The organism is Sphingomonas sp. (assembly GCF_964263785.1).
Classification (GTDB): domain Bacteria; phylum Pseudomonadota; class Alphaproteobacteria; order Sphingomonadales; family Sphingomonadaceae; genus Sphingomonas.
Genome location: NZ_CAXVWL010000050.1, coordinates 41,686 through 65,214 on the forward strand (window position 1 = coordinate 41,686; position 23,529 = coordinate 65,214).

Genomic DNA, 23,529 nt, shown 5'->3' on the forward strand with positions numbered 1-23,529 from the left:
CCGCTTCTTCTTGATCGTCGCCGAGAAGAAGAAGCGGGGCCCCGGCTCAAGGCCGGGGCGACGGGGGTGTGGCGGCGTCGCGCTCTATCCGCACGAGGATGGTACCCTCGGTCACCTGCCCGCCTTCGCTGGCGTTCAGATCGGCCACGGTGCCGTCGAAGGGCGCGGTGAGCGCGTGTTCCATCTTCATCGCTTCTAGGGTGACGAGCTTTTGCCCCTTGGCGACGCGGTCCCCCGCGGAGACGTCCACCGCGATGACGCGGCCGGGCATGGGGGCGAGGATGGCGCCGTCGGCAGAGGTTCCGGCGGCCTGAGCATGCCAACGGTCACCAAACTCGAACAGCTGCGACGCCCCGCCTTCGAACACGCGAACCGACCCTTCGAAGGGGTAGGTAGGCATTGGACCATAGGTTGTAGGTAAGGTGCCCGGTCCGTCGAAGTCGGTTCGGCCATCGATTGAGATTGCCCAATGCCAATCGTCTTCGTCCGTGGGTTGAAGAGTGACGAGAGTGGGCGAGCCGTCAATACGCACCGGGATTTTCGCTGGGCATGACGCGCTGTTCAGGCGAAAGCCGAACAGCCCCTTCGGATTGGGCGCCCAAGGAGTGGCGCCCTCCTTACTAAACTCGGCGTCCATGAACTCTTCGGCTCGCCACCCAATGGCGGCGAGCGTAGGAGCATCGGTGAATTTGGTTGCAGTCAGGCCAGCGATGTTGGCGGCGATCAATCCAGTCGTGGGATTTCCCGAGAGAAATTCTGGAAGTTCGGTGCAGCGGACCAGAAACGCCGCGTTCGTGTGGATTGGAGCGACCTCGACATGCGAACAGGCGTCGGCGATCCGCGCGATCGCTTGCGTCCGATCCGGCCCGTGAACGACTAGCTTGGCGATCATGGGATCGTAGAACGGACTGACCTCGCCACCCTGCGTCACGCCGGTCTCGATACGAATACCGGCAGGCAGCACGAAATGGTCCAGCGGTCCCGTCGACGGCAGGAACCCTGTTACGGGGTTCTCCGCATAGAGCCGCGCTTCCATCGCCCAGCCGTCGATGCTGAGTTCGTCCTGCCGCTTGGGCAGTGGCTCGCCGCTCGCCACACGCAACTGCCATTCTACCAAATCCTGCCCAGTGATCTCCTCGGTAACCGGGTGCTCGACCTGGAGGCGGGTGTTCATTTCCATGAACCAGATGCGGTCGGCGCGGAGGCCTTCCGACGCATCAGCGATGAATTCGATCGTGCCGGCGCCGACGTAGTCGACCGCCGTGGCCGCGCGGACGGCGGCGCCGCAGACCGCCTCGCGGGTCGCCTGGTCCATGCCGGGAGCGGGGGCTTCCTCGATCACCTTCTGGTGGCGGCGCTGGAGGCTGCAATCGCGTTCGAACAGGTGGACGACGTTGCCGTGGGTGTCGCCGAAGACCTGCACCTCGATGTGGCGGGGCGAGAGGATGTATTTCTCGATCAGCACGCGGTCGTCGCCGAAGCTGGATGCGGCTTCGCGGCGGCAGGACTGGAGCGCGTCGGCGAAGTCGGCGGCGGCGTCGACGCGGCGCATGCCCTTGCCGCCGCCGCCCGCGACCGCCTTGATGAGAACGGGGTAGCCGATCGCATCGGCCTCCGTTTGGAGGCGCTCGGGGCTCTGGTCCTCGCCGAGGTAGCCGGGGGTGACGGGGACGCCGGCGGCTATCATGCGGCTCTTGGCGGCGTCCTTCAGGCCCATCGCCCGGATGCTGTCGGGGCGCGGGCCGACCCAGATCAGGTCGGCGTCGATCACGGCCTGCGCGAAGTCGGCGTTTTCGCTCAAGAAACCGTAGCCGGGGTGGATCGCTTCAGCGCCGGTTTGTTTGGCGGCGGCGATGATGCGGTCGCCGACGAGGTAGCTTTCGCGCGCGGGGGACGCGCCGATGTGGACCGCTTCGTCGGCTTGGCGGACGTGGAGCGCTTGGGCGTCGGCGTCGGAATAGACGGCGACGGTGCGGATGCCGAGCTTGCGCGCGGTGCGGATGATCCGGCACGCGATCTCGCCGCGATTGGCGATGAGGAGGGATTGGATCATACTTCTTCCTGTACCTCCCCCGGACGGGGAGGGGTACCGCGACGCGCAGCGTCGTGGTGGAGGGGCAGCCGCGGGCGGGCCGTTTCGACGATAAGTGTGACGACCGCGTCGAGATTGCGGAAGACGTATTTCGCGGTCACTCGCAACGTTTCGATCTCGTGCAGGCGCAACCACCTATCGCGCTCGTGATCGAACGCCGGCTGGTCGCCGGGGTCGTGCGTTTCGCCATCCACCTCCACGCACAGCTTCGCCGCTGCGCAGAAGAAATCGAGGGCGAAGACTCCTGCGGGATGCTGCTTGCGAAACTTGAGCCCGCCGGGACGTTGCCTAAGCGCGAGCCAGAGGCGCAACTCGGCTGGCGAGAGTTCCTTGCGCAGCCCGCGTGCGCGGCGGACGGTTGCGGCTGGTGATGTCAGCACGGGACGTCTCGCCTGTGGCTGCCCCTCCACCACGCTTCGCGCGGTCCCCCTCCCCGTTCCGGGGAGGTATGTGCAATTACACCCCTCACATCCGGAACACGCCGAACCGCGGCGTCTCCGGGATCGGGGCTTCGAGCGTTGCCGCCAAGGCCAAGCCGAGGACGTCGCGGGTCTGGGCGGGGTCGACGATGCCGTCGTCCCACAGGCGGGCGGTAGCGTAATACGGGTTGCCTTCGTCCTCGTACTTCTGGCGGACGGGTGCCTTGAAGGCTTCGGCCTCGTCCGGGGTCCAGGTTTCGGCATCGCGGTGCACCGTTGCCAGGACGCTTGCGGCCTGTTCGCCGCCCATCACGCTGATGCGGGCATTGGGCCAGGTGAACAGGAAACGGGGCGAGTAGGCTCGCCCGCACATGCCGTAGTTGCCGGCGCCGAAGCTGCCGCCGATCAGGACGGTGATCTTGGGGACGCTGGCGGTGGCGACCGCAGTGACGAGCTTGGCGCCATGTTTCGCAATGCCTTCCGCCTCATACTTGCCGCCGACCATGAAGCCCGAGATGTTCTGGAGGAACAGCAGCGGGATGCGGCGTTGGCAGGCCAGTTCGATGAAATGCGCGCCCTTCTGCGCGGACTCGCTGAACAGCACGCCGTTGTTGGCGAGAATCGCGACCGGCATGCCCCAGATGTGCGCGAAGCCGCAGACGAGCGATGCGCCGTACAGCGCCTTGAACTCGTGGAACTCGGACCCGTCGACCAAGCGCGCGATCACTTCGTGGACGTCGTAGGGGGCGCGGACGTCTTGCGGCACGATGCCGTAGAGGTCTTCCGCGGCGAACTTCGGCGGGCGGGGGGTGCGAAGGTTGACCTCGGCCTTCGTCGCGGGCGCCAGCGTCGAGACGATGTCGCGGACGATGGTCAGGGCATGTTCGTCGTTCTCGGCGACGTGATCGACGACGCCGGACTTGCGCCCGTGGGTGTCGGCGCCGCCGAGCTCCTCGGCGCTGATGACCTCTCCCGTCGCGGCCTTGACCAACGGAGGGCCGGCGAGGAAGATGGTGCCCTGCCCGCGGACAATGATCGTCTCGTCGCTCATCGCGGGAACGTAGGCGCCGCCCGCGGTGCAGCTGCCCATGACGCACGCGATCTGCGGGATGCCGAGCGCGGACATGTTGGCCTGGTTGAAGAAGATGCGGCCGAAATGGTCGCGGTCGGGGAAGACCTCCGACTGGTGGGGCAGGTTCGCGCCGCCGCTGTCGACCAGGTAGATGCAGGGAAGCCGGTTCTCCTGCGCGATCGCCTGTGCGCGCAGGTGCTTCTTGACGGTCAGCGGGTAGTAGGTGCCGCCCTTCACCGTCGCGTCGTTGCACACGATCATGCACTGACGGCCGGAGACGCGGCCGATACCGGCGATGATCCCTGCGCCGGGGACTTCATCGTCGTAGAGGCCGTTGGCGGCGAGCTGGCCGATTTCGAGGAAGGGGCTGCCGGGGTCGAGCAGGCGTTCGACGCGGTCTCGGGGGAGCAGCTTGTTGCGAGAGGTGTGGCGATCGCGGGACTTGTCGTTGCCGCCGAGCGCTGCGGTGGCGACGCGGGTGCGCAGGTCTTCGGCAAGCGCGCGGTTGTGGGCGGCGTTGGCCTTGAACGCGTCGCTCTCAGGCTGAACCTTGGTGTCTAGGACGGGGGCGCTCACTGGGCGACGCGCTCCCCTGCGCCGACCAACTCGCGGCCGATGAGCATGCGGCGGACCTCGTTGGTGCCGGCGCCGATGTCCAGCAGCTTGGCGTCGCGCAGGTAGCGTTCGACCGGCCAGTCTTTGGTATAGCCTGCCCCGCCCAGGGCCTGAATCGCTTCGAGCGCGACCTTCACCGCATTCTCGCTCGCCAGCAGGATCGCGCCCGCCGCATCGAAGCGGGTCGTGCGCCCTGCGTCGCAGCTGCGCGCGACCGCGTAGACGTAGGCGCGCGCCGAATTGAGGGCGACGTACATGTCCGCGACCTTGGCCTGCATGAGCTGAAAGCTGCCGACCGGCTGACCGAACTGGCGGCGCTCGCGGATGTAGGGGAGGACGACGTCGAGGCAGGCCTGCATGAGCCCAAGCTGGATGCCCGCCAAGACGGCGCGCTCATAGTCCAGCCCGCTCATCAACACGCCGACGCCGCCGTTGAGCGGGCCCATCACCTGCGCCTCGGACACGTGGCAGTCGTCGAACACGAGCTCGGCGGTGGGCGAGCCGCGCATGCCCATCTTGTCGATCTTCTGGCCGATCGAGAAGCCGGGCATGCCCGACTCGATCAGGAAAGCGGTGATGCCGCGGCTCCCCTCGCCCGTCTTGGCATAGACGACCAGCGTGTCGGCGTAAGCCGCGTTCGTGATCCAGAATTTGGTACCGTTGAGGACGTAGCCGTCGGCGGTGGCGTCGGCGCGCAGCTTCATCGAAACGACGTCGGAGCCTGCTCCCGCTTCGGACATGGCGAGGCTGCCGACGTGTTCGCCGGAGATCAGCTTGGGGAGGTATTTGGCCTTCTGCTCGGGGCTCGCCCAGCGCGCGATCTGGTTGACGCACAGGTTGGAGTGGGCGCCGTAGCTGAGGCCCACCGACGCCGAGGCGCGGCTGACCTCCTCGATCGCGACGACATGGTCGAGATAGCCGAGGCCGAGGCCGCCATCCTCCTCGGCGACGGTGATGCCGTGGAGGCCGAGCGCGCCCATCTCGGGCCACAGCTCTTGCGGAAATCGGTCTTGCGCGTCGATGGCTTGCGCGAGCGGAGCGATCCGCTCGGTGGCAAAGCGTCGCGTGGTGTCGCGGATCATGTCCGCGGTCTCTCCCAGCGCAAAATCGAAATCGTTCATGGGGCTCCGATCCTCTCGGGGCCGCGTGTCGCCGCTCCGGCGCCAGTGCGCAAGGGGGTATCGGGGCCACGCGTGGGCGCCGCCCCGTATCCGTGCGTCAGTCCTTGGCTGTGCCGGGCTCCGCCATGTGGCGATGCCGCTCGGCAAGAACCGCGTTGGGCGTAATATTCGCGACCGCGGCCTGAATCTTGTTCTTCCAGCCCGAGACGATCGATGCCTTGCCCGCCATCAGCGCGTCCCAGCCATCCTTGGCGACATCGGCAGGATCGCTCTTCTTCGGATCGGTGCCGACGGAGGTGTCCAGCATGTCCCCGCGTGCGAAGAATTCGGTTTCGACCGGACCCGGCATCAGATTGGTCAGGGTAACGCCGTTCGAGTCCTTGATCTCGTTCTGGATCGCGGCGACGAAGCTGTCCACGAACGCCTTGGTGCCGTTGTAGACCGCCTGGAAGCTGCCGGGGATGTAGCCCGCGATCGATCCGGTCACGAGCACCTTGCCACTGTTGCGGGCAACCATCTGCTTGAGGACCTTCTGGAGCGTATAGGCGGTGCCGACGACATTGAGGTCGACGACCTTGCGCCAAGCGGCGAGATCCTGGTCGAGGAACGCGTGGCCGAGGCCGTGGCCGGCGTTGGCGCACAGGACGTCGATCTGCCGCCCACCGGCTGCCGCCAGCAGCTGGTCGACGCCTTCGATGGTCGAGAGGTCGGCCTGCACCGACTGGACGTCGGTGCCGAACTGCTTGAAGTCGTCCGCCGCGGCGTCGATCAGCGGTTCGTCGGCGACGACCAGGATGTCGTAGCCGGCCTTGGCGGCCAGTGTCGCCAGCTCGAAGCCGATGCCGGTCGAAGCACCGGTGATGATCGCGAATTTGTCAGCCATCGTTGTTCTCCTTACAGGCCCGAGCCGGGCTTCAGCACGATCTTGGTGTATTCGTTCTGGTGATCCTTGAACATCTTGTAGGCATGCGGCGCCTTCTCCAGGTCCATGCGGTGCGAAATGAGGAAGGTCGTGTCGATCTTGCCTTCCAGGATCGCGTTGAGCAGCGCGGGCATGTAATGCTGGACGTGGGTCTGCCCGGTTTTCAGCGTCAGCCCTTTCTCCATGAAGGCGCCCAGCGGGAACTTGTCGACGAAGCCGCCGTACACTGCGGGCATCGACACGCGGCCGCCCTTGCGGCAGGCGACGATCGCCTGGCGGATCGAATGGATGCGATCGGTGCCGAGAAAGGTCGATGCCTTGATCTGGTCGACGACATTGTCGACGAACAGGCCGTGCGCCTCCAGCCCGACCGCGTCGATCACCGCATCGGGGCCGATGCCGCCGGTCATGAGCATGAGGGCTTCGTAGGTATCGGTCTCCTCGAAGTTGATCGTCTCCGCGCCGAACTTGGCCGCGAGCGCGAGGCGGGCGGGGAAATGGTCGATCGCGATCACGCGCTCGGCGCCCATGAGGAATGCCGACTGGACCGCGAACAGGCCGACCGGACCGCATCCCCAGACCGCGACGGTGTCGCCGAGCTCGATCTGCGCATATTCCGCCGCCTGCCAGCCGGTGGGCAGGATGTCGGAGAGGAACAGCACCTTGTCGTCCTCGACCCCGTCGGGGATCACGATAGGCCCGACGTCGCTGAACGGCACGCGGACATATTCCGCCTGGCCGCCGGCATAGCCGCCGGTCATGTGGCTATAGCCGAACAGGCCCGACATCGGCTGTCCGTATGCCTCCTGTGCGATGTCCTGATTGTCGGCGGGCAGGCCGTTGTCGCAGGCCGAATATTGGTGCTTGGTACAGTAATAGCAGCTGCCGCACGAAATGGTGAAGGGCACGACGACGCGCTGGCCCTTCTCGAGCGTCGACTTCGCACCGACCTCGACCACCTCGCCCATGAATTCATGGCCGAGCACATCGCCCGCCTGCATCGTCGGGATGTAATGGTCGTAGAGGTGGAGATCGGAGCCGCAGATCGCGGTCGACGTGACCTTGATGATGCAATCGCGCGGATTGACGATTTCGGGATCGGGCACCGTGTCCATGCGGACGTCGTGCTTGCCGTGCCAGGCCAGGGCGCGCATCAATTGTCCTCCTTCTGGTGCTGGGCGGGATTCATCGCCGCGGTGGCGATCTCGCCGGTCTCGAGCAGCTGCTTGAAGCGGCGCAGGTCGCGGCGCGCCTGGATTGCGGGTTCGCGCTGGAACATCTTGGCGACGATCTTGCCGACAATGCCCGCGGGCGGATCGTAGGCGATCGTCGCGGTGACGACGGTGCCGCGCGCGCCCGCGTCGCGAAACTCGACGCGACCGGAATTGGGCACGTCGGCGCCCTCTTCCGAGGTCCAGGCGATCAGTTTGCCCGGCTGCTCATCGGTCACCCGCGCATCCCATTCGACGGTCTTGCCGGCGGGCGCCTTGACGACCCAGTGCGAGCGCTTGTCGTCGAGCACGTCGATACGCACGACGTTCTCCATGAAGGCCGGCAGATTGGCGAAATCGCGGAACTGCGCATAGACGTCCGCTGCCGGGCGATTGATGGTGACCGCGCGCGCGACCCCGGCATCCTTGCCGTGCTTGGACGTGGTCGGCGGGGCGTCGTCTGTCTGGACCTGTTCGGCCATCGACATTTCTCCGTTCGTGAAAAAACGGCGCCGCGGCGCGGCACGGTGGCCGAGCCGCGGCGCACCCGGTCACATGGTCTTGAGCATCGCGATGTGGCTCTCGACCACGGGCACGATCTTGGTCGCCGCGGCCTTGAGCGGCGGCGACGTGCCTTCCATCGAATAGGCCTTCTGCACCGCCAGCGCCTGACCGTGCGAGGCGCGCTGCTGGGCGATGTAGGTGGCGTCGCGCGCCGGGCCGGTCTCGCTGCGAAGCTGCGCGATCTGCTCCTGCTGGGCGGGCATCAGCATCGGCGGCGGCGCGGGCACCCGCGCCTTCGCCGCGGCGGCCTTCACGTCCGCAGTGCTCTTCGTATGTTGCTTGATCATCATGTTCGCGAACGAACGGACCTTGGGATCGGCGGTGGTTTCGAGCACCGTGCGGCTGGACGTGATCTCGTAGAGATCGCTGGCGCCGGCGGTCTTCACATATTCGGCGGGCGCCATCACCTGCGCGGCAACGGGGGTCGCCATGACGGCGGCGGCAAGTGCGAGTGTGATACGGGTCTTCATGGGGTCTCTCCTCGAGAAAGAAATTGCACGCCGGTTACATGCCGAAGGCGGTCTTGAGCCGGGTCACGGCGTAGTTCTCGGCATCGTACGCGCCGCGAACGACCTTCCCCATGCCGAAGAATTCATGGGTTACGCCGGGAAAGGTCCGGCGCTCGACGCGGTCGCCCGCGCCGCGCATCGCGGCCTCCAGCGTCTCGCCGTCCGAACGCAGCGGATCGATCTGCGCATTGACGATCGTCGTCGGCGGCAGCCCGCGCAGGTTCGCCTTCACCAAGTTGATCCGCGGGTCCATCTGATCGGCCTTGGTGCGCGAATAATAATAGCCGAACCAGTCGAGCATCGCGGCGTTCAGCGGCCGGGCATTGGCCGAATCCATCCGCGAAGGCAGCATCTTGTCGCTGTTCGCGATCGGGTAGACCGAGAGGACGTGGACCGGCGCGGTCAGGCGGTTGTCGCGGGCGTAGATCGCGGTCGCGACCGCAAGGTTGCCGCCCGCGCTCTCACCCGCCAGCGCGATCTTTGCGGGATCGCCGCCCCAGGCCGCCGCGTTCTGGAGCACCCAGCGATAGGCCATCGCAGCGTCGTCGTGCTGTGCGGGAAACTTCGCCTCGGGTGCGTGGCGGTATTCGACCGACACCACGATCGCGTTGAGCTGTTTCGACAGGAAGCGCGGCGTCGAGTCGTACGTGTTGACGTCGGCGATCACCCAGCCGCCGCCGTGGTAATAAACGATCACCGGCAACGGTCCTGCACCGGTCGCGGCCAGCGGCTTGTACACGCGGGCGTATTGCATCGCGTCGCTGCCATAGGCGATATCCTGCGTGGCGACGGCGGGATCGGGGGCGACCGATGTCCCCTGCCTGCGCATCACCGCCTTCGCGCCGTCGGCGGCGGAGGGTTGCAGGCGTGCCTTGACCGGGGTCAGCGTCTCGATCGGCTTGACACCGAGCGACATCTGCGCGTCGAGCACCGCCTGCATGTCGGGGGCGGGCTGTGCGGGGACACTCGCCATCGGCGGCGGCGGCGGTGGTGGCGGCGCGTTGACCGACGGCGGCGATTGCGCCAGCGCGGCGGTGGACACGCTCAGCATCAGTCCAGCAACACCCAAGATTTTGCTCTTCATCGTATTTTGGTCCCTGTCAGCTTGCCCACCACTCACAGGCGCCCAACAAGGCGAGCATGCGCGAGTTCCCTTCATGCGAAGTAACTTAATCCAGATAAACCATGTTCTAAAGTCGGCCGCCGCGGCAGGTAGGCGTGGTGCCCATCGTACCGGTCGTGAACAGATCGCGCGATGAACCGCACCCTACTCACCCCGCGTGCGGCCATCCTCGTCGAACGGCATCGCAGCGAGCGCCAGCCGGTGATCGTCATCGACGACATGCTGGCCGATCCGGCACGCTGGCCCGATCTGGCCGGGCGATCGGCGCCGATCTATCGCAGCCACGCGCTCCACTGTGCGCGGATCGCGCCGGGCATTCCCCTGCCCGCCGATCCGCGGACGGGACGGCCGGTCGGCAGGCAGCTTGCCCTTCGATCCGCCACGCTGAAACTCACCTCGGCCGATTCCACGCGAGCACCCGGCCGCGCGCGCGGCCGTATTCGAGCAGGCAGCGCATGTAGCGCGGGTGGAATTCGGTCGGCTTGGCGAGATTGTCCACCGCGGTCCAGTCGCGGCACGACTTGCCGTCGAAGACGAAATCCTGCGGTTCGACCGCGCCGGGCAGGTTCTGATTGGAGATGAAAGCCATCTTCACGGTGCCGTTGCCCGAGGCGATGCGGGTGACGTTCTCGACCGAAAAGCGATAGACCTGGTTCTCCAGGATATCGACCGCGCGCAGGCCGAGGGTGAGCGACGACCATTCGGTGCGAGGCTCGCCTGCCTTGTCGAGCCACGGCTTGCCGTAGAGCGCGCCGTTGACGATCAGCGTGACCTCGGGGTCCATGGTGCCCGCCAGCACGTCGCCGAGCTGGCTCCAGAAGACGCCGAAACGCGCGCCGCCGTCGATGTAGAGGTGGCGGGTCGTCGTGCCGTCGTCGGCGCGCGCCTCCAGCGTCACCGGGGATGCGGCGAGCGGCACCGAGGACGAGGCGATCAGCGCGTCGACGTAGCAGTCGCGGACCGACGCATAGGGTTGCGCGCCGCGGACGAGGCGGTTGGCGAGCTCGGTCAGGTCGATCGCATAGCCCGCGCCGTCGTTGACGTCGGTTACCCCGACCAGCAGCCTGCGCCCCTCGTGCGGGTCGGCGCGGTAGGTGGCGCCGACCGCGCGCAGCGTCTCGGGCGACAGCAGCCCATGCAGCACGCGGCGCAGCGGTGCGAAATCGGCGATGGAGCCGCGCACGACGCCACCGATCTGCCCGAAGCCGCCTACGTCGAGCAGATCGCCCTCGCGCTCGATCGAGTAAGCAAGCGCGAGATCGCCGGTGTTGGTGTGCGGGGTGCCTGCGGCGTCGTGAAAATAGGCGGGATAGATCCGGTCGCTGGGGACGGGTTGGTTGGCGAGGAAGAGGAAGGTGCTTTGCAACGCGCCGGTGCTGACCGCGGTGACCAATTTGTACTCCGGGATTTGCGGCATGCCCGCGAAGAAGCCCGCGCCGAACGCGCCGTGCTGGCTACCGCCGCTGAGGATCAGCACCGACGGCCGCGTGGTGCCGACCAGCCCGGCTCGGGTGGGCGCGGGCGCGGACATCGAGGCATTCAGCACCGATTCGAAGTCGCGACTGCTCGCCACAAGCCCTTGGCTGGTGTCGACCCGCAAAGGATAAGCGGTAAAGGCGCAGCCTGATGTCGGCGACGATGCCTTGTGGGCGCAACCACCTAGTAGGAGGAGGCACAGGAGGAACGCGAGTCTCGTCATGGCTGACCCCCGGTGGTGTCGTATTTGTCCAATTTTGTGCACGCAGCTGCTCTACCGAAGAAGCAGGTTCTCGGTCTCGAGGCCGATAAGCCGTGGATTACGCAACTAGACTGGTCTTTGCCCGTCCGCAGCATATCTTAGTTTGCAAGATGTCGGCAAGACCTATTGCCGAATAGCGCTACGCTGATAGTATCGCGTTTCTGCTCTACGCGCTCGGGGAGGGCTGCGATGACGGTTCGAGGACGGGCTACGCGCGCATCGGGGTTGCTGCTGATCGGGGCGACGGCGCTATTCGCTGGCGACGTTGCGGGTGGCGTGGCGCCCGCCGCGACGCCGAAGGTGCCCCGCTATGCCGCGCCGTTGCGCTCGGTGTGGCTCGACCAGGGCTGGGACGACGCGGCGCGCGATTGGTACCACCACGCTTCGCAGGGAACCGACACGCTGCCGATCCCGTACAGCTGGTTCGTCGCGTTGGAGCGGCCGGTGCCGTCGCTGACCTCGCCGGGGCTGTTCAGCGATCCCGCGTATCTGGACCGCTTCGGCTTCATTCCCAGCCCCAGGAGCGATGCGAACCCCGCCGGTCTGCCGATCGGCTTCGCGCGGACGTCCGCGATCGATCCGACCAACGGGCAGCCGTTCGATCAATTGGGCTTCACCTGCGCCGCCTGCCACACCGGGCGGATCGAATATGGCGGCACGACGATCCTGATCGACGGCGGCCCGGCGATGACCGACGTCAACAAGTTCCGCGGTGCGCTCGGCTTTGCACTGGGGCTGACCAAGCTGTCGCCGCCGCGCTTCCTGCGCTTCGCCGCGCGGGTGCTGGGGCCGGGGCGAACGTCGGTGCAGGTCGCGCGGTTGAAGGTGCAGCTCGATACGCTGGTCATCAAGGCCAAGCTGCTGCAATTCTCCGAGCCACATCAGCAGGGCAATGTCGAGGAGGGATACGGCCGTCTCGACGCGCTCAACCGCATCGGCAACGAGGTGTTCGGATCGCAACTGGGCGATCCGCGCAACTTCGCCGCGACGAGCGCACCGGTCGCCTATCCGCACATCTGGGACACCGCCTGGTTCGACTGGGTGCAGTACAACAGCTCGATCGAACAGCCGATGGTGCGCAACGCGGGCGAGGCGATGGGGGTGCGCGCGCTGGTGAATTACGACGGGCGCGCGGCGCCGCGGTTCACCTCGACGATCCCGATCGACCGGCTCCATGCGATCGAGACGATGCTCGCCGGAACCACGCAGCCGACCGAGTCGCGGCGTTTCACGGGCCTGCGTGCCCCGGTGTGGCCCGAGGGCATCCTGCCGCGCATCGACCGCACCCTCGCGGTGCAAGGCGCGGCGCTGTATACGCAGCATTGCTCGGGGTGCCACCTGCCCGCGGTCGGCAGCGATGCGTTCTGGAAGAGCCCGGCCTGGCTCCCGGCCAATGCGGCGGGGCAGCGATACCTGCGCCCGGTCGTCGTTACCGCGGAGGCGATCGGCACCGATCCGGCGCAGGCGGTCGACATGAAGACCCGCGACGTGCGCGCGCCGCTGGCGTTCGGCTTCACCGGCGCCAAGCGGGTGGAGGGCACCAACGGCGTGTACGCCTTCGGCCCGGCGCTGGGGCAGATCGTCGAGAAGGTCGTGTATCGCTGGTACGACGATCACAAGGTCGCGCCGGCCGATCGCGACGCGATGAACGGCCACCGCGCCAACGGCATTCGCGACGGGCTGCCCGGCCCCGATGGTACGCGCGCGGCGTACAAGGCGCGGCCGCTCGACGGCATCTGGGCGACCGCGCCGTACCTGCACAACGGCGCGGTGCCGACGCTGTACGACCTACTGTCCCCCTTTGCGGAGCGGCCCAAGGCGTTCTGGCTGGGCAATCGCGGGTTCGATCCGGTCAAGGTGGGCTATGTCACGGCGCCGCTGAACGGCGGCTTCCTGCTGCGCACGGTGGATGCGAAGGGCGCGACCGTCCGCGGCAACGGCAATGGCGGGCATCTGTTCGAGACTCCCCTGCCCGGCCAGGCGCCGCGCAAGGGCACGATCGGTCGGACGCTGTCGCCCTCTGAGCGCGCGGCGCTGGTCGAGTATCTGAAGACGTTGTGAACGGCCGGAAACACGGCCGATCTGTGGGCGCTTAGTGATGGAGGCGAACTGCGCGGAAGCCTGAGTAGCGGCGACCGCGCCGACCGACCAGAATTCAGGAAGGGGTGGACGATGGCGATACGGACATCTGCAGGCTTCGCGCTGCTGGCGACTTCGGCGCTCGCGCTGACGGTGGCGGCGTGCCGGCACGGGACCGGCGCAAAACCGGTGCAGGACGAGGCGGTGCAGGCCGGGGTCGGCGACGACCGCTTCGTCCATGCGGGCGAGGATTATTTCCACGACATGGACGGCGCGGTCGCGCTCTCGCCCGACGAGATCAAGGGCCGCAACATGTGGAACGTCTGGACGGGGGGCAACGATCGCTTCTGGGACCGGATGGGCACGCCGACACTGGGTTCGTTCGACCTGCTCAAGATCGTCGCGCCGCCGCCCGACAGCCCGCTGCGCCGTGCGACCCGCTGGCAATGGCTCGGCGCGGTCAACGAGCCGTGCTTTTCGGCGGCCAACACGCCGGATGCCAACCGCTTCGGGCTGCTGTTCGACGTGCGCGACCCCGCCTGCCCGGCCGATCCGTTCGCCGACGAGCGCAAATATCCCGGCGTCAAGATCGGCGCGCGCGGCACCACCTATGCCGACGGCAAGTCGCTGCCGGTCGGCTCCTATTACGGCTATCCGAGCGGCGTCTTGGGCTTGCGGCTGTTTCCCAACCCCGCCTTCGATGCGACGGCGGAGAAACGGTGGGACGCCAAGCGCTATTACACCGATCCCGATTACTACACCGACCCGCATCTGGTGCGCCCGTACCGCGTCGGCATGAGCTGCGGCTTCTGCCATATCGGCCCGAGCCCGACCAATCCGCCCGCCGATCCCGAGAACCCGAAGTGGGCGAACCTCAGCTCCACGGTCGGCGCGCAATATCTGTGGTCGGACCGGCTGTTCTTCTGGAAGCCCAACGAGCAGAATTTCGTCTATCAATGGGTCCACACCTTTCGGCCCGGCGCGATCGACACGTCGCTGGTGTCGACCGACAACATCAACAATCCGCGGACGCAAAATGCGGTGTACGAGCTCGGCGCACGGCTGCGCGCGGCCAAATGGGGGGGCAAGGAGACGCTGGCCGGGGGCGGGCTGAACAACAAGCAGTTCAACGACTTCGTCGACAAGGGGCCGCTGACCGAATTCTACAAGGCACCGGCGACGGTGTGGACCCCGCACGTCCTCAAGGACGGCGCGGATTCGGTCGGCGCGCTGGGGGCGCTCAACCGAGTCCACCTGAACATCGGGCTGTTCAGCGAGGAATGGCTGCGGCACTTCAATCCGGTGATGGGGGGCAAGCGGGTGTCGCCGATCGCGATCGCGGACGGGGTGAAGAACTCCGCCTATTGGCGCGCGACCGAGCGGGGCACGCCCAACATCGCCTTGTTCTTCCTCAAGGCGGCGCGGCCCCACCGGCTCGCCGACGCGCCGGGCGGCGCGGCGATGATGAGCGCACCGCCGCAGCAGGTGGCGCGCGGGGCGGACGTGTTCGCGGCGACCTGCGCCCGGTGCCATTCGAGCAAGCAGCCAGGCGGCATGCCGCAGGGCGCCGCGGTCGAGCAGGGTCCGAACTATCTCGCGACGTTCCGCCGCTGGTGGAGCTGGACTCAGACGAACGACTTCAAGACGAAGATGACCGCGATCGTCCGCAGGCCCGATTTCCTGGCGGACAATTACCTGTCCACCGACCGGCGCATCCCCGTCACCCTGCTGCGCACCAACCTGTGCAGCCCGCTGGCGACCAATGCGATCGCGGGCAACATCTGGGACAATTTCTCGAGCGCATCGTACAAGGCCCTGCCCTCCGTGGGCACGGTCCACTTCGCCGATCCGTTCGACGGCCATCCGACCGCGTACCGGATGCCCGCAGGCGGGCGCGGCTATACGCGGGTGCCGAGCCTGATCTCGCTGTGGTCGACCGCGCCGTTCCTGCTCAACAACACCGTCGGGCCGCTCGACCAGAGTGCGTCGGTGGCGGGGCGGATGGGATCGTACAAGGCGTCGATCGGGCAGATGCTGTGGCCCGAGCGGCGGCAGGTCGACAGCGAACTCGGCACGCGCGCGGGCGGGCTGATCGATCGGACGACGCAGCGCACGTATCTGTTCGTGCCGCGCAGCTTCCTCAACGGCATCGGCGAGGGGCTGACCGACAGCGACCGCGGGCTGCTGCGCCAGTTGATCGACGACCAGGGCAACATCCGGCTGGGACCGATCCCGCAGGGAATGCCGATCAACCTGCTCGCCAGCCTCCAGCCGCTGGCCGAGAGCAACCGGGTGGGCGACATCCGCGCGCATTACCACGACGTGCTGACCGCGCTGGTCCAGCTCAAGAAGACGCTGCTGCAGATCAAGGGCAAGTCGATGACCGACCCCGAACTGCGCCAGGCGTTCGCGCCGCTGCGCACGCCGCTGATGCGCCTGAGCAAATGCCCCGACTTCGTCGTCAACCGGGGCCATTATTTCGGCACCGCGCAGTTCAACCAGGGGCTGACCGCGGACGAGCGCGCCTGGGGAACCGAGGCGCCGCTGAGCGATGCCGACAAGCAGGCGCTGATCGCCTTCCTGACGACACTGTGAGGAGCGGGCGATGAACGACGGCTACGATTGCGACTATATCGTCGTCGGGTCCGGCGCGGGCGGCGGCACCGTCGCGGCGCGGCTCGCCGAGGAGGGTATGGACGTCATCCTGGTCGAGGCGGGGAGCGATCCGCGGACCGAAGGCGGCGCGGCGCGGTTTCCCGGCGACTACGACATTCCCGCCTTCCACGCCTTTGCCTCCGAAAACCCGGCGATGGCTTGGGATTTCTTCGTCGAACATTATGCCGACGTGAACCAGGCGGTGCGCGATCCCAAGCGCACCCCCCACAAGGGCGTTCTCTATCCGCGCGCGGGGACGCTCGGCGGGTGCACCGCGCACAATGCGATGATCTTTCTCACCGCGCAGCCGTGCGACTGGGACGGGCTAGCCAAGGCGACCGGCGACCACGGCTGGGGCGCCGCGAACATGGCGCGCTATCAGCAGCGGGTCGAGGCGTGCCGGCATCGTCCGGTGTGGCGCTGGCTCGGCAAGCTCGGGATCAAGTCGACCGGGCACGGCTGGGACGGGTGGCTGCCGATCGAGACGGGCACCCCCAAGCAGGCGCTCAGGGACAAGAAACTCCGCCGCCTGCTGGAAACCGCAGGCATTGCCGCGACCAGGCGGATCACCAATTTCCGCGCGTCGATCGAGCGGCTGGTCTACGGCGCGCTCGATCCCAACGACGATCGCAGCAACGGCGCGGAGGGGCTGTGCTACGCGCCGCTCGCCAACGACCGGCACGCGCGCCGGGGCACGCGCGAGCGGGTGCTGGCGGTCGCCGGCACGCACCGGCTGCGCATCGAGCTGGATGCGCTCGTCAGCCGGGTGCTGTTCGAGGGCGACACCGCGGTCGGGGTCGAGTTCCTCAAAGGACGCCACCTGTACCGCGCCGATCCGAACCCGAGCGAATGGACCGGCGAACGCCGCACGCTGCGGGCGCGGCGCGAGGTAATCCTGGCGGGGGGTGCGTTCAACACCCCGCAACTGCTGATGCTCTCCGGCGTCGGCCCACGCGCGGAGCTGGAGCGGCACGCGATCGACGTCCGCGTCGACCTGGCCGGGGTCGGCACCAACATGCAGGACCGCTACGAGGTGTGCGTCCAGTCGAAGCTGGCGCGCAACTGGGATTCGCTCAAGGACGCGCATTACGAGGCGGACGACCCGGTCGGGGCGATGTGGGCGGGCGAGCGGGAGGGCATCTACATCTCGAACGGCGCCGCGCTGGCGTTCAAGCGCAAGTCGGACCCTGCGCTTGCCGAGGCCGACCTGTTCATCTTCGCGCTGCTCGGCAGCTTCAAGGGCTATTACCCCGGCTATTCGAAGGATCTGGTCAAATCGCCCAACGTCGTCAGCTGGGCGATCCTGAAGGCGCGCACCGACAATCGCGGAGGCCATGTCACCCTGCGCAGCGCCGACCCGCGCGATCCGCCGGCGATCCAGTTCCATTATTTCGAGGAAGGGTCCGACCACGCCGGACGCGACCTCCGCGCGGTCGCCAAGGGCATCGAGTTCGTGCGCGATGCCACGGCGCCGCTGAAGCGAAAGGGGATGATCGAGGGCGAATTGGCGCCCGGCAACGGCGTAACCGGCAAGGCGCTGGACGATTGGGTCCGCGACAATGCGTGGGGCCATCACGCGTCGTGCACCTGCCCGATCGGCGGCGCTGGCGAAGGCGGCGTGCTCGACAGCCGGTTGCGCGTCCACGGCGTTCGCGGGCTCCGGGTGGTCGACGCGTCGATCTTTCCGCGCATCCCGGGCTATTTCATCGTCAGTGCGGTCTACATGGCCGCCGAGCGCGCCGCCGACATGATCCTGGAGGACGCCGCGGCCGAGCGGCGGGCAGCGGCATGAGCGACGCCACCGAAGCCGCGCCGCCGCTCGCCTCGACCGGCGATGCCGGGGTGGACGCCCTGATCGCACGGCGGCGCGCGGTGCGGCTGTGGTGGGGACGGGACGCGCGCACGCCGGACGGTGCGTGGTCGAAAGCCGAAGGACCGCCGCCGATCGGCCTGGCGTTGTCGGGCGGCGGCATCCGCAGCGCGACCTTCTCGCTGGGGCTGATCCAGGCGCTCGCCCGGTCCCCGCGCGATGCCCTGGCGAACATCGATGTGCTGTCGACCGTGTCGGGGGGCGGCTATGTCGGGTGTTTCCTGCGCAGCCTGTTCGTCCCCGGATCGCTGCGCGGCATCGCCGAGCGTGCCGACGACGACGACCTGCCCGCACAGATCGCCAACCAGCACGCCTTTGCGCGCACCGCGCTCGCCTCCGGATCCGAGCAGCGCAACCTGGCGTGGACCACGACGGGCGCGGATGCGCCGGTGCTGCTGCGCAACCCGGTCTGGTGGCTGCGCGAGCACAGCCGCTATCTCGCCCCGACCGGCGCGTCCGACTATGGCTTCGCGCTGGCCTATATCGCGCGCAACTGGCTGGCCATGATCTACCTGGTCGCGCTCGCCTGCGTCGCGCTCGGGGTGGCGCTGGTCGCCGCCGAGGCGGGTGCGCTCGCCGCGCTCGCGCACTGGTTCCCGCCCGGGCCGCCGGCGCAAGCGGCGTGCGCGCTGCGGTGGCCGTTCCAGTCCTCGGCAACGCCGGTCAGCCCGCTGTTCTGGCTGGCGCCGGTGCCGGTCGCCGCGGTGGGCACGCTGATGGTCGCCTATTGGTCGACGCAAGCGATGTCGACCAACGAGGCGGTGGCGGCAACGCAGCGCGACCATCTGCGCCGGGTCGTGACCTGGATCGTACTGGCCGGACTGTCGGCGGTGGTGGTGGCCGGCGCGCTGATCCTGCTGCAGCCGCGCGACGAATGTTCGGCGGTGGCACAGCTCGGGCCGTGGCTGCTGACCGTGATCGCCGGGGGAACCGCGGTGACCCTCATCGGGGCGCTGGTGGCGCTCGCCGCCGGTTCGGCGCTGCGAGGTCGCGGCGCGCTGCTCACCACCGAGCTGCGGCTGCGGCTGACCAAGTGGCTGGCGAGCGCCAATATGCTCTTCCTCGGCATCGTGGCGGTCGCGATGGTAGATACGCTGGGCGCCCGGCTGGACGGATTCTTGCGCGAGCTCGGGCACGACCTGACGCTCGGGTCCGCGGTCGCGCTGCCGGTGCTCGCCTTCATCATCAAGAAGCTGCCCGATTGGTTCGGCGGCGGACGCGGCGCGACCAAGCCGGGGGGCGGGATCGGCGGGCTGCTGCGGCGCTTCGCCACCGCGGTCGCCTTCGTGATCGGCGCGGTGCTGTACGCCGCCGTGGCCGTGGGTGCATTGGCGCTGGTGCATCACGTGATGTGGAGCAGGACCGCGTGGGTCGGCGATCCGCTGTGGTGGCGCGCGGCACTGCTTGCGGGGATCGCATGGTTGCTAAGCGTGCTGCTCGGGCAATCGACCGGTTTCATCAACCTGTCGTCGCTCCATGCGCTGTACGCATCGCGGCTGACGCGGGCGTATCTGGGTGCCAGCAACCTCGACCGGCTGGAGCGCGCCGCCCGTCGCGATCAGGAACTGAAGGACCTCGCGGACGGCAAGCCGCACGCGCGCGATGCTGCAGCGGATTCGCAGTGGGACCGCAAGGACCTCGCCCCCGTTACCGAGAACAACCCGCAGGATTATATCCAGCCGCGCGTCTATGGCGAGACCGACCTGCCCGCGCCGATCCACGTCATCAACGTGACGCTGAACGAGACGATCGATCCGACCTCGCAGATCGTCACCCGCGATCGCAAGGGCGACATCTTGTCGGTCGAGCCCGGCGGGGTACGGGTCGGCCGCGACCTGTTCGTCGGGTGGCACGATCTCAGGAGCAAGGCGGGGGCCGAGATCATCAGCCTGGGGCAATGGTGCGCCATATCGGGCGCGGCGGCGTCGTCGGCGATGGGGCGGATGACCAGCCTTGGCTTCGCGCTCGCCTTCACTTTCGCCAACGTGCGGCTGGGCTATTGGTGGTATGCGCCCAAACTCTGCCCGGCGGTGCCGCCGGTAGGCGGGGCGAACGGCTGGATCGCGCGGCATTTCGGCACGTTCGTCTATCTGCTGAACGAGATGACGTGCCGCTATTCGCGCGGCTATGCGCGCAAATACCTGACCGACGGGGGGCATTACGAGAACAGCGGCGCTTATATCCTCATCCGGCGTCACGTGCCGCTCATCCTCGTCACCGACAACGGCGCCGATCCCGAATATGCCTTCGCCGACCTGGAATCGCTGGTCCGGCAGGTGCGGATCGATCTCGGCGCGGAGACGACGATCCTCGGCGGCGCGGAACTGAGCGCAGTGCTGAGCGCGCTGGACGCCACCGACCCGTCGATCTTCGTCGATCCCGATCTGCATCCGAACTGGCGCAAGCGGATGCGGCGCGCCAAGGACCAGGCCTATGTCCTCGTGCTGCGGGTCGCGATCGCGGGGGAGACGCTGCACATGATCTGGCTGAAGCCCAAGCTGCTCCCCGGCCTGCCCACCGACGTATCGGGGTACGCGACGGCGATGAAGGCGTTTCCGCAGCAACCCACCGGCGACCAGTTCTTCGACGAGGCGCAGTGGGAATCGTACCGGCGGTTGGGCGAGTTCGCGATGACGCGGCTGCTGGAGACCTGCCCCAGGCTGCTGGCCTGACGCCTAGCGGCGTGCGACGAGGCGGCGGACCAGGTCGAGGTCGGCGGGCTTGTCGACGTCGACCGCGGCCAGCCCGAACGCGCTGGGCACCATCGCGGCGCGCACGCCCGCGAGCGCGCCGATGTGCGCGAGCGCCGAGGCGAGCGACAGGCGGCCGGCCAGGTAGCGGAACAGCAGCAGCGGCCCCAGGCGCCGGACGATTCGCCAAGGCCGCTTGCGATCGTCTTCGACCTGGCGCCACAGCGCTATGGCCCCGACAGCGCGCGGGGTCGCGAGCCAGAACAGGTTGCAGCCCGACCAGCCGCCGTCGGAGAAGCGCAGATAGGTCCGCCGCGTCTCCGGCACCGCCGCCTCCACCACGTCGCGCCGGGCCAGCAGCACCGCGACGTCGGCCTGCGGCGGCACGGCACCGAGGAAGGCCGCGATCCACTCGGGTTCGAGCAGTGCATGGTCGGCGGTCGTCACCAGCAGGGGAGCGCCCAGCCGTTCGAGGCCGAGCGCAGCGCTGGCGCTGGGACCGCCCGCCGCGGCGATCACTTCGACGTCCAGCGACAGCGCATGGTCGCGGACCGTCGGCGAGGACCAGGCGACCAGGATGCGCGCGGCCCCTGCCCTGCGCAGTGCATCGACGACGCGGGCCAGCATCGTGCGGCCGGCGATCTCGATCATCGCCTTGTCGGCCACGCCCGCATAGTCGGCGAGCGGATCGACGCCGCCACGCGACCCGGCCAGCACCAGCGCGTTGAAGGTCACCGTGGCCTTGCCCGCAGCACGCGCCAGAGGACCCCGGGCGCGGCGAGGATCGGGTGGCGCTCGCGCCAGGGCGTGAGGGGCAGATGTATACCGGTGTGGCGCGCGATCTTCCACAAGCCATAGCGGGCCGCGCCCTCGAAGGTGAAGGCTGCCTTCGCCAGGCGGGCGACATTCAGCGGCCGGCCGAGCCGGGCGCGGGTTCGCCATGTCTTGAGGATGGTATCGCGCTGGGTCGGAGCGAGTTGCGGCGCGATGGCGGTGCCGCGCGCCGCAAAGGCGATGCCGCCTGCTTCCCAGGCCAACGGCAGCAGGACGTCGTATCGTGCCGGATCGCCGCGCAGGATCTCGCGCTCGCGCCCAGGCGGCTCGACGCGCAGTTCGGCCTTGTAGGTCTGCCGGAACAGCGCGGCCCAATAGTCGCCGGGTGTGCCCTCCGCCGGTCCCAGCCCGGCCGCAAAGCGTGCCGCCGTGATCGCCGCAGCGGCGACCGCCGCCAGGACCTGCTGGCCGGTGCCCTGCCCCGTCTGCCACACCAGCGCGGCGGGCTGGACGAAGCGCGTCCAGATGGTCGTGTCGACCAGATCGCCCCGCGCGGCGCGGGCGAAGGTGTCGATCGGCATGGTCGCGACCTTGGCGCGCAGGACGTGCTTGCCCACCGCGATCTCGTGGAAGCTGACGTCGGGCCACAGCCAGCGCAGTCCCGCCCGCCGCAACGGCGAGCCCTTAGGCCCTGCGGTAAGGACATAGAAATCGAGGACGCCGTCGAGGTCACCGGTGCGGAGGACCGATCCGTAGAACAGGACGGCGACGCCGCCCAGGTCGCGCGCGAGCGTTGCTGCAGCGGTCTCGATCTCGGCAGGGATGGCGACCGCGAGTTCCCGTTCGAGGAACCCGGTCAGCCGATCGGTCACGGCCCCGTCACGGCACTGCGAACCGGATCGGCGCGCCGTGGCGCAGCGTCATCTCGCCGCCCGGAAAGGTCTCGCCGTCGAGGATGATGTCGCTGCCGACGGTCAGTGCCATCGACTCGCTGTCGTCGCGGCGATAGCCGCCGCCGGCGGGAAGATCGTAGCCCGCGAGCACCGCCGGCAAGGCCAGCGCGAGCCCCGCGGGTGGCGCATCGATGCACAACGTCTTCAAGCCGGAGCGAGGCTCCCCGAATGGCCGCAGGTCGAGCGGCAGGCGGGTCAGCGTCGAGCCGAAAAACAGGTATTTGGCGCCCTCGGTGGCCGGGGCGCCGGCCGGTGCGATCCGCATCGGCGTGCCGCGGCGCCAGACGTTGTCCGATCGCCCGAACAGCGTCTGCGCCACCGCGCCCGCGACCGACAGTCCGACGGCGAGCCCGTTGAACGCGCCGAGGCGATGGGTATCCTGCGCCAGCGCGGTCGCGCGGACGAAAGCGCCTGCGCCGAAGATGAATCCGCGATGCTCGGCGATCGCCATACCCGGACGCCAGATCTCCAGCGGGCCGCGCTCCTGGGTACGACCGGCGCGCAACGCATCGACCGCAGCCTGCTCGGTCCATCCCTGCGGCAGGCCGAGATCGGTCGCCAACGCGTTGGTCTTACCCGACGGCAGCACCGCCACCGTCGGAAAGATGCCGCGGTAATGAAAGGCGGCGGCCGTCAGCACGTCGCGCACGGTTCCGTCGCCACCGTCGATCACCAGCGCGTTGACACCAGTGCGCGCGAACATGGCCAGCGCGTCGTGGAGCTCGTCGTGGGAACGCGGCATCGCGCAATTGGCGGCCAAGCCGATGTCGATACCACGTCGCGCGATGTTCAGCCGCGCTTTGGCATTGCGGATGATGCCGATCCTGAGCGGCGCCGTGTCGAGGCGAAAGAGGCCCGACGGGCGGGCGTAGGCCGTCGCCGTCGCCTCGGATCGCCGCAGTGCGGCGCCGGCGATACCCTCCAGACGTAGGGACAGGTCAGGCGTCATGAACGATAGGTACCTCGAAACGTCATGTTTTGAGTAATGACCCTGTAGCAAACGTCAACTACACCGGCCTAGTTGCATTCCGTTCCCTATGACACCGCTATTGCGGCGGTTTCATGCCCTATCGGTGACAATTTGCTCGCCGCTTGCGCCGGCGGTTCGATTCAAACAGAGCG

The 23,529-nt window shown here is 68.0% G+C and carries 18 protein-coding genes; 4 read left to right on the forward strand and 14 right to left on the reverse strand.

The window, feature by feature from the left end:
* Positions 1–46 precede the first annotated feature (46 nt).
* From ACE5C1_RS06450 to ACE5C1_RS06500, 11 genes are all read right to left on the reverse strand, one after another.
* Positions 47–2,053, reverse strand: a complete 2,007-nt coding sequence (locus ACE5C1_RS06450) for an acetyl/propionyl/methylcrotonyl-CoA carboxylase subunit alpha (protein ID WP_374943233.1) — start codon at positions 2,051–2,053, stop codon at positions 47–49.
* Positions 2,050–2,505, reverse strand: a complete 456-nt coding sequence (locus tag ACE5C1_RS06455) for an endonuclease domain-containing protein (protein WP_374943234.1) — start codon at positions 2,503–2,505, stop codon at positions 2,050–2,052. The genes ACE5C1_RS06450 and ACE5C1_RS06455 overlap by 4 nt, the downstream gene beginning before the upstream one ends.
* A 52-nt stretch (positions 2,506–2,557) precedes the next feature.
* The gene (locus ACE5C1_RS06460; protein WP_374943235.1) at positions 2,558–4,159 is read right to left on the reverse strand and encodes a carboxyl transferase domain-containing protein; all 1,602 of its coding nucleotides are present in this window, start codon (positions 4,157–4,159) and stop codon (positions 2,558–2,560) included.
* Complete coding sequence (locus ACE5C1_RS06465; RefSeq protein WP_374943236.1) at positions 4,156–5,319, reverse strand: isovaleryl-CoA dehydrogenase; 1,164 nt, start codon at positions 5,317–5,319, stop codon at positions 4,156–4,158. Before ACE5C1_RS06465 ends, ACE5C1_RS06460 begins: the two co-directional genes overlap by 4 nt.
* A gap of 97 nt (positions 5,320–5,416) precedes the next feature.
* Positions 5,417–6,202, reverse strand: a complete 786-nt coding sequence (locus ACE5C1_RS06470; RefSeq protein ID WP_374943237.1) for an SDR family NAD(P)-dependent oxidoreductase — start codon at positions 6,200–6,202, stop codon at positions 5,417–5,419.
* Between the two features lie 11 nt (positions 6,203–6,213).
* On the reverse strand, positions 6,214–7,395 hold the full coding sequence (locus ACE5C1_RS06475; RefSeq protein ID WP_374943238.1) for a zinc-dependent alcohol dehydrogenase: 1,182 nt from the start codon (positions 7,393–7,395) through the stop codon (positions 6,214–6,216).
* Positions 7,395–7,934 (reverse strand): SRPBCC family protein, encoded by a 540-nt coding sequence (locus ACE5C1_RS06480; protein ID WP_374943239.1) that lies wholly within the window; start codon positions 7,932–7,934, stop codon positions 7,395–7,397. Before ACE5C1_RS06480 ends, ACE5C1_RS06475 begins: the two co-directional genes overlap by 1 nt.
* A 69-nt stretch (positions 7,935–8,003) precedes the next feature.
* Positions 8,004–8,486, reverse strand: a complete 483-nt coding sequence (locus tag ACE5C1_RS06485) for a DUF4142 domain-containing protein (protein ID WP_374943240.1) — start codon at positions 8,484–8,486, stop codon at positions 8,004–8,006.
* Positions 8,487–8,520: 34 nt separating this feature from the next.
* A complete protein-coding gene (locus ACE5C1_RS06490) occupies positions 8,521–9,609 on the reverse strand; it encodes an alpha/beta hydrolase (RefSeq protein WP_374943241.1) in 1,089 nt (362 codons plus the stop codon).
* 183 nt (positions 9,610–9,792) lie between these two features.
* The gene (locus ACE5C1_RS06495; RefSeq protein WP_374943242.1) at positions 9,793–9,933 is read right to left on the reverse strand and encodes a hypothetical protein; all 141 of its coding nucleotides are present in this window, start codon (positions 9,931–9,933) and stop codon (positions 9,793–9,795) included.
* Positions 9,934–10,039: 106 nt separating this feature from the next.
* Positions 10,040–11,221 carry a patatin-like phospholipase family protein gene (locus ACE5C1_RS06500; RefSeq protein ID WP_374943243.1) on the reverse strand — a complete coding sequence of 394 codons (1,182 nt, stop codon included), beginning with the start codon at positions 11,219–11,221 and terminating at the stop codon, positions 10,040–10,042.
* A 354-nt stretch (positions 11,222–11,575) separates the two neighbouring features.
* On the opposite strand from ACE5C1_RS06500, the gene ACE5C1_RS06505 reads away from it, so the two are divergent.
* The 4 genes from ACE5C1_RS06505 to ACE5C1_RS06520 all read left to right on the forward strand — a co-directional run bounded on the left by ACE5C1_RS06505 (position 11,576) and on the right by ACE5C1_RS06520 (position 20,662).
* Positions 11,576–13,447, forward strand: coding sequence for a di-heme-cytochrome C peroxidase (locus ACE5C1_RS06505; protein ID WP_374943244.1), 1,872 nt, complete (start codon positions 11,576–11,578; stop codon positions 13,445–13,447).
* A gap of 111 nt (positions 13,448–13,558) precedes the next feature.
* Complete coding sequence (locus tag ACE5C1_RS06510; protein WP_374943245.1) at positions 13,559–16,060, forward strand: hypothetical protein; 2,502 nt, start codon at positions 13,559–13,561, stop codon at positions 16,058–16,060.
* Positions 16,061–16,070: 10 nt separating this feature from the next.
* Positions 16,071–17,912, forward strand: coding sequence for a GMC family oxidoreductase (locus ACE5C1_RS06515; RefSeq protein ID WP_374943246.1), 1,842 nt, complete (start codon positions 16,071–16,073; stop codon positions 17,910–17,912).
* On the forward strand, positions 17,909–20,662 hold the full coding sequence (locus tag ACE5C1_RS06520; protein ID WP_374943247.1) for a patatin-like phospholipase family protein: 2,754 nt from the start codon (positions 17,909–17,911) through the stop codon (positions 20,660–20,662). Before ACE5C1_RS06515 ends, ACE5C1_RS06520 begins: the two co-directional genes overlap by 4 nt.
* 3 nt (positions 20,663–20,665) lie before the next feature.
* On the opposite strand, the gene ACE5C1_RS06525 is transcribed toward ACE5C1_RS06520, so the two are convergent.
* The 3 genes from ACE5C1_RS06525 to ACE5C1_RS06535 are packed head-to-tail and all read right to left on the reverse strand — an operon-like array spanning position 20,666 to position 23,356.
* Positions 20,666–21,415 carry an NTP transferase domain-containing protein gene (locus ACE5C1_RS06525; protein ID WP_374943248.1) on the reverse strand — a complete coding sequence of 250 codons (750 nt, stop codon included), beginning with the start codon at positions 21,413–21,415 and terminating at the stop codon, positions 20,666–20,668.
* Complete coding sequence (locus tag ACE5C1_RS06530; RefSeq protein WP_374943249.1) at positions 21,412–22,326, reverse strand: hypothetical protein; 915 nt, start codon at positions 22,324–22,326, stop codon at positions 21,412–21,414. The genes ACE5C1_RS06525 and ACE5C1_RS06530 overlap by 4 nt, the downstream gene beginning before the upstream one ends.
* Positions 22,327–22,333: 7 nt before the next feature.
* Positions 22,334–23,356 (reverse strand): diacylglycerol kinase family protein, encoded by a 1,023-nt coding sequence (locus ACE5C1_RS06535; protein WP_374943250.1) that lies wholly within the window; start codon positions 23,354–23,356, stop codon positions 22,334–22,336.
* Positions 23,357–23,529 lie beyond the last annotated feature (173 nt).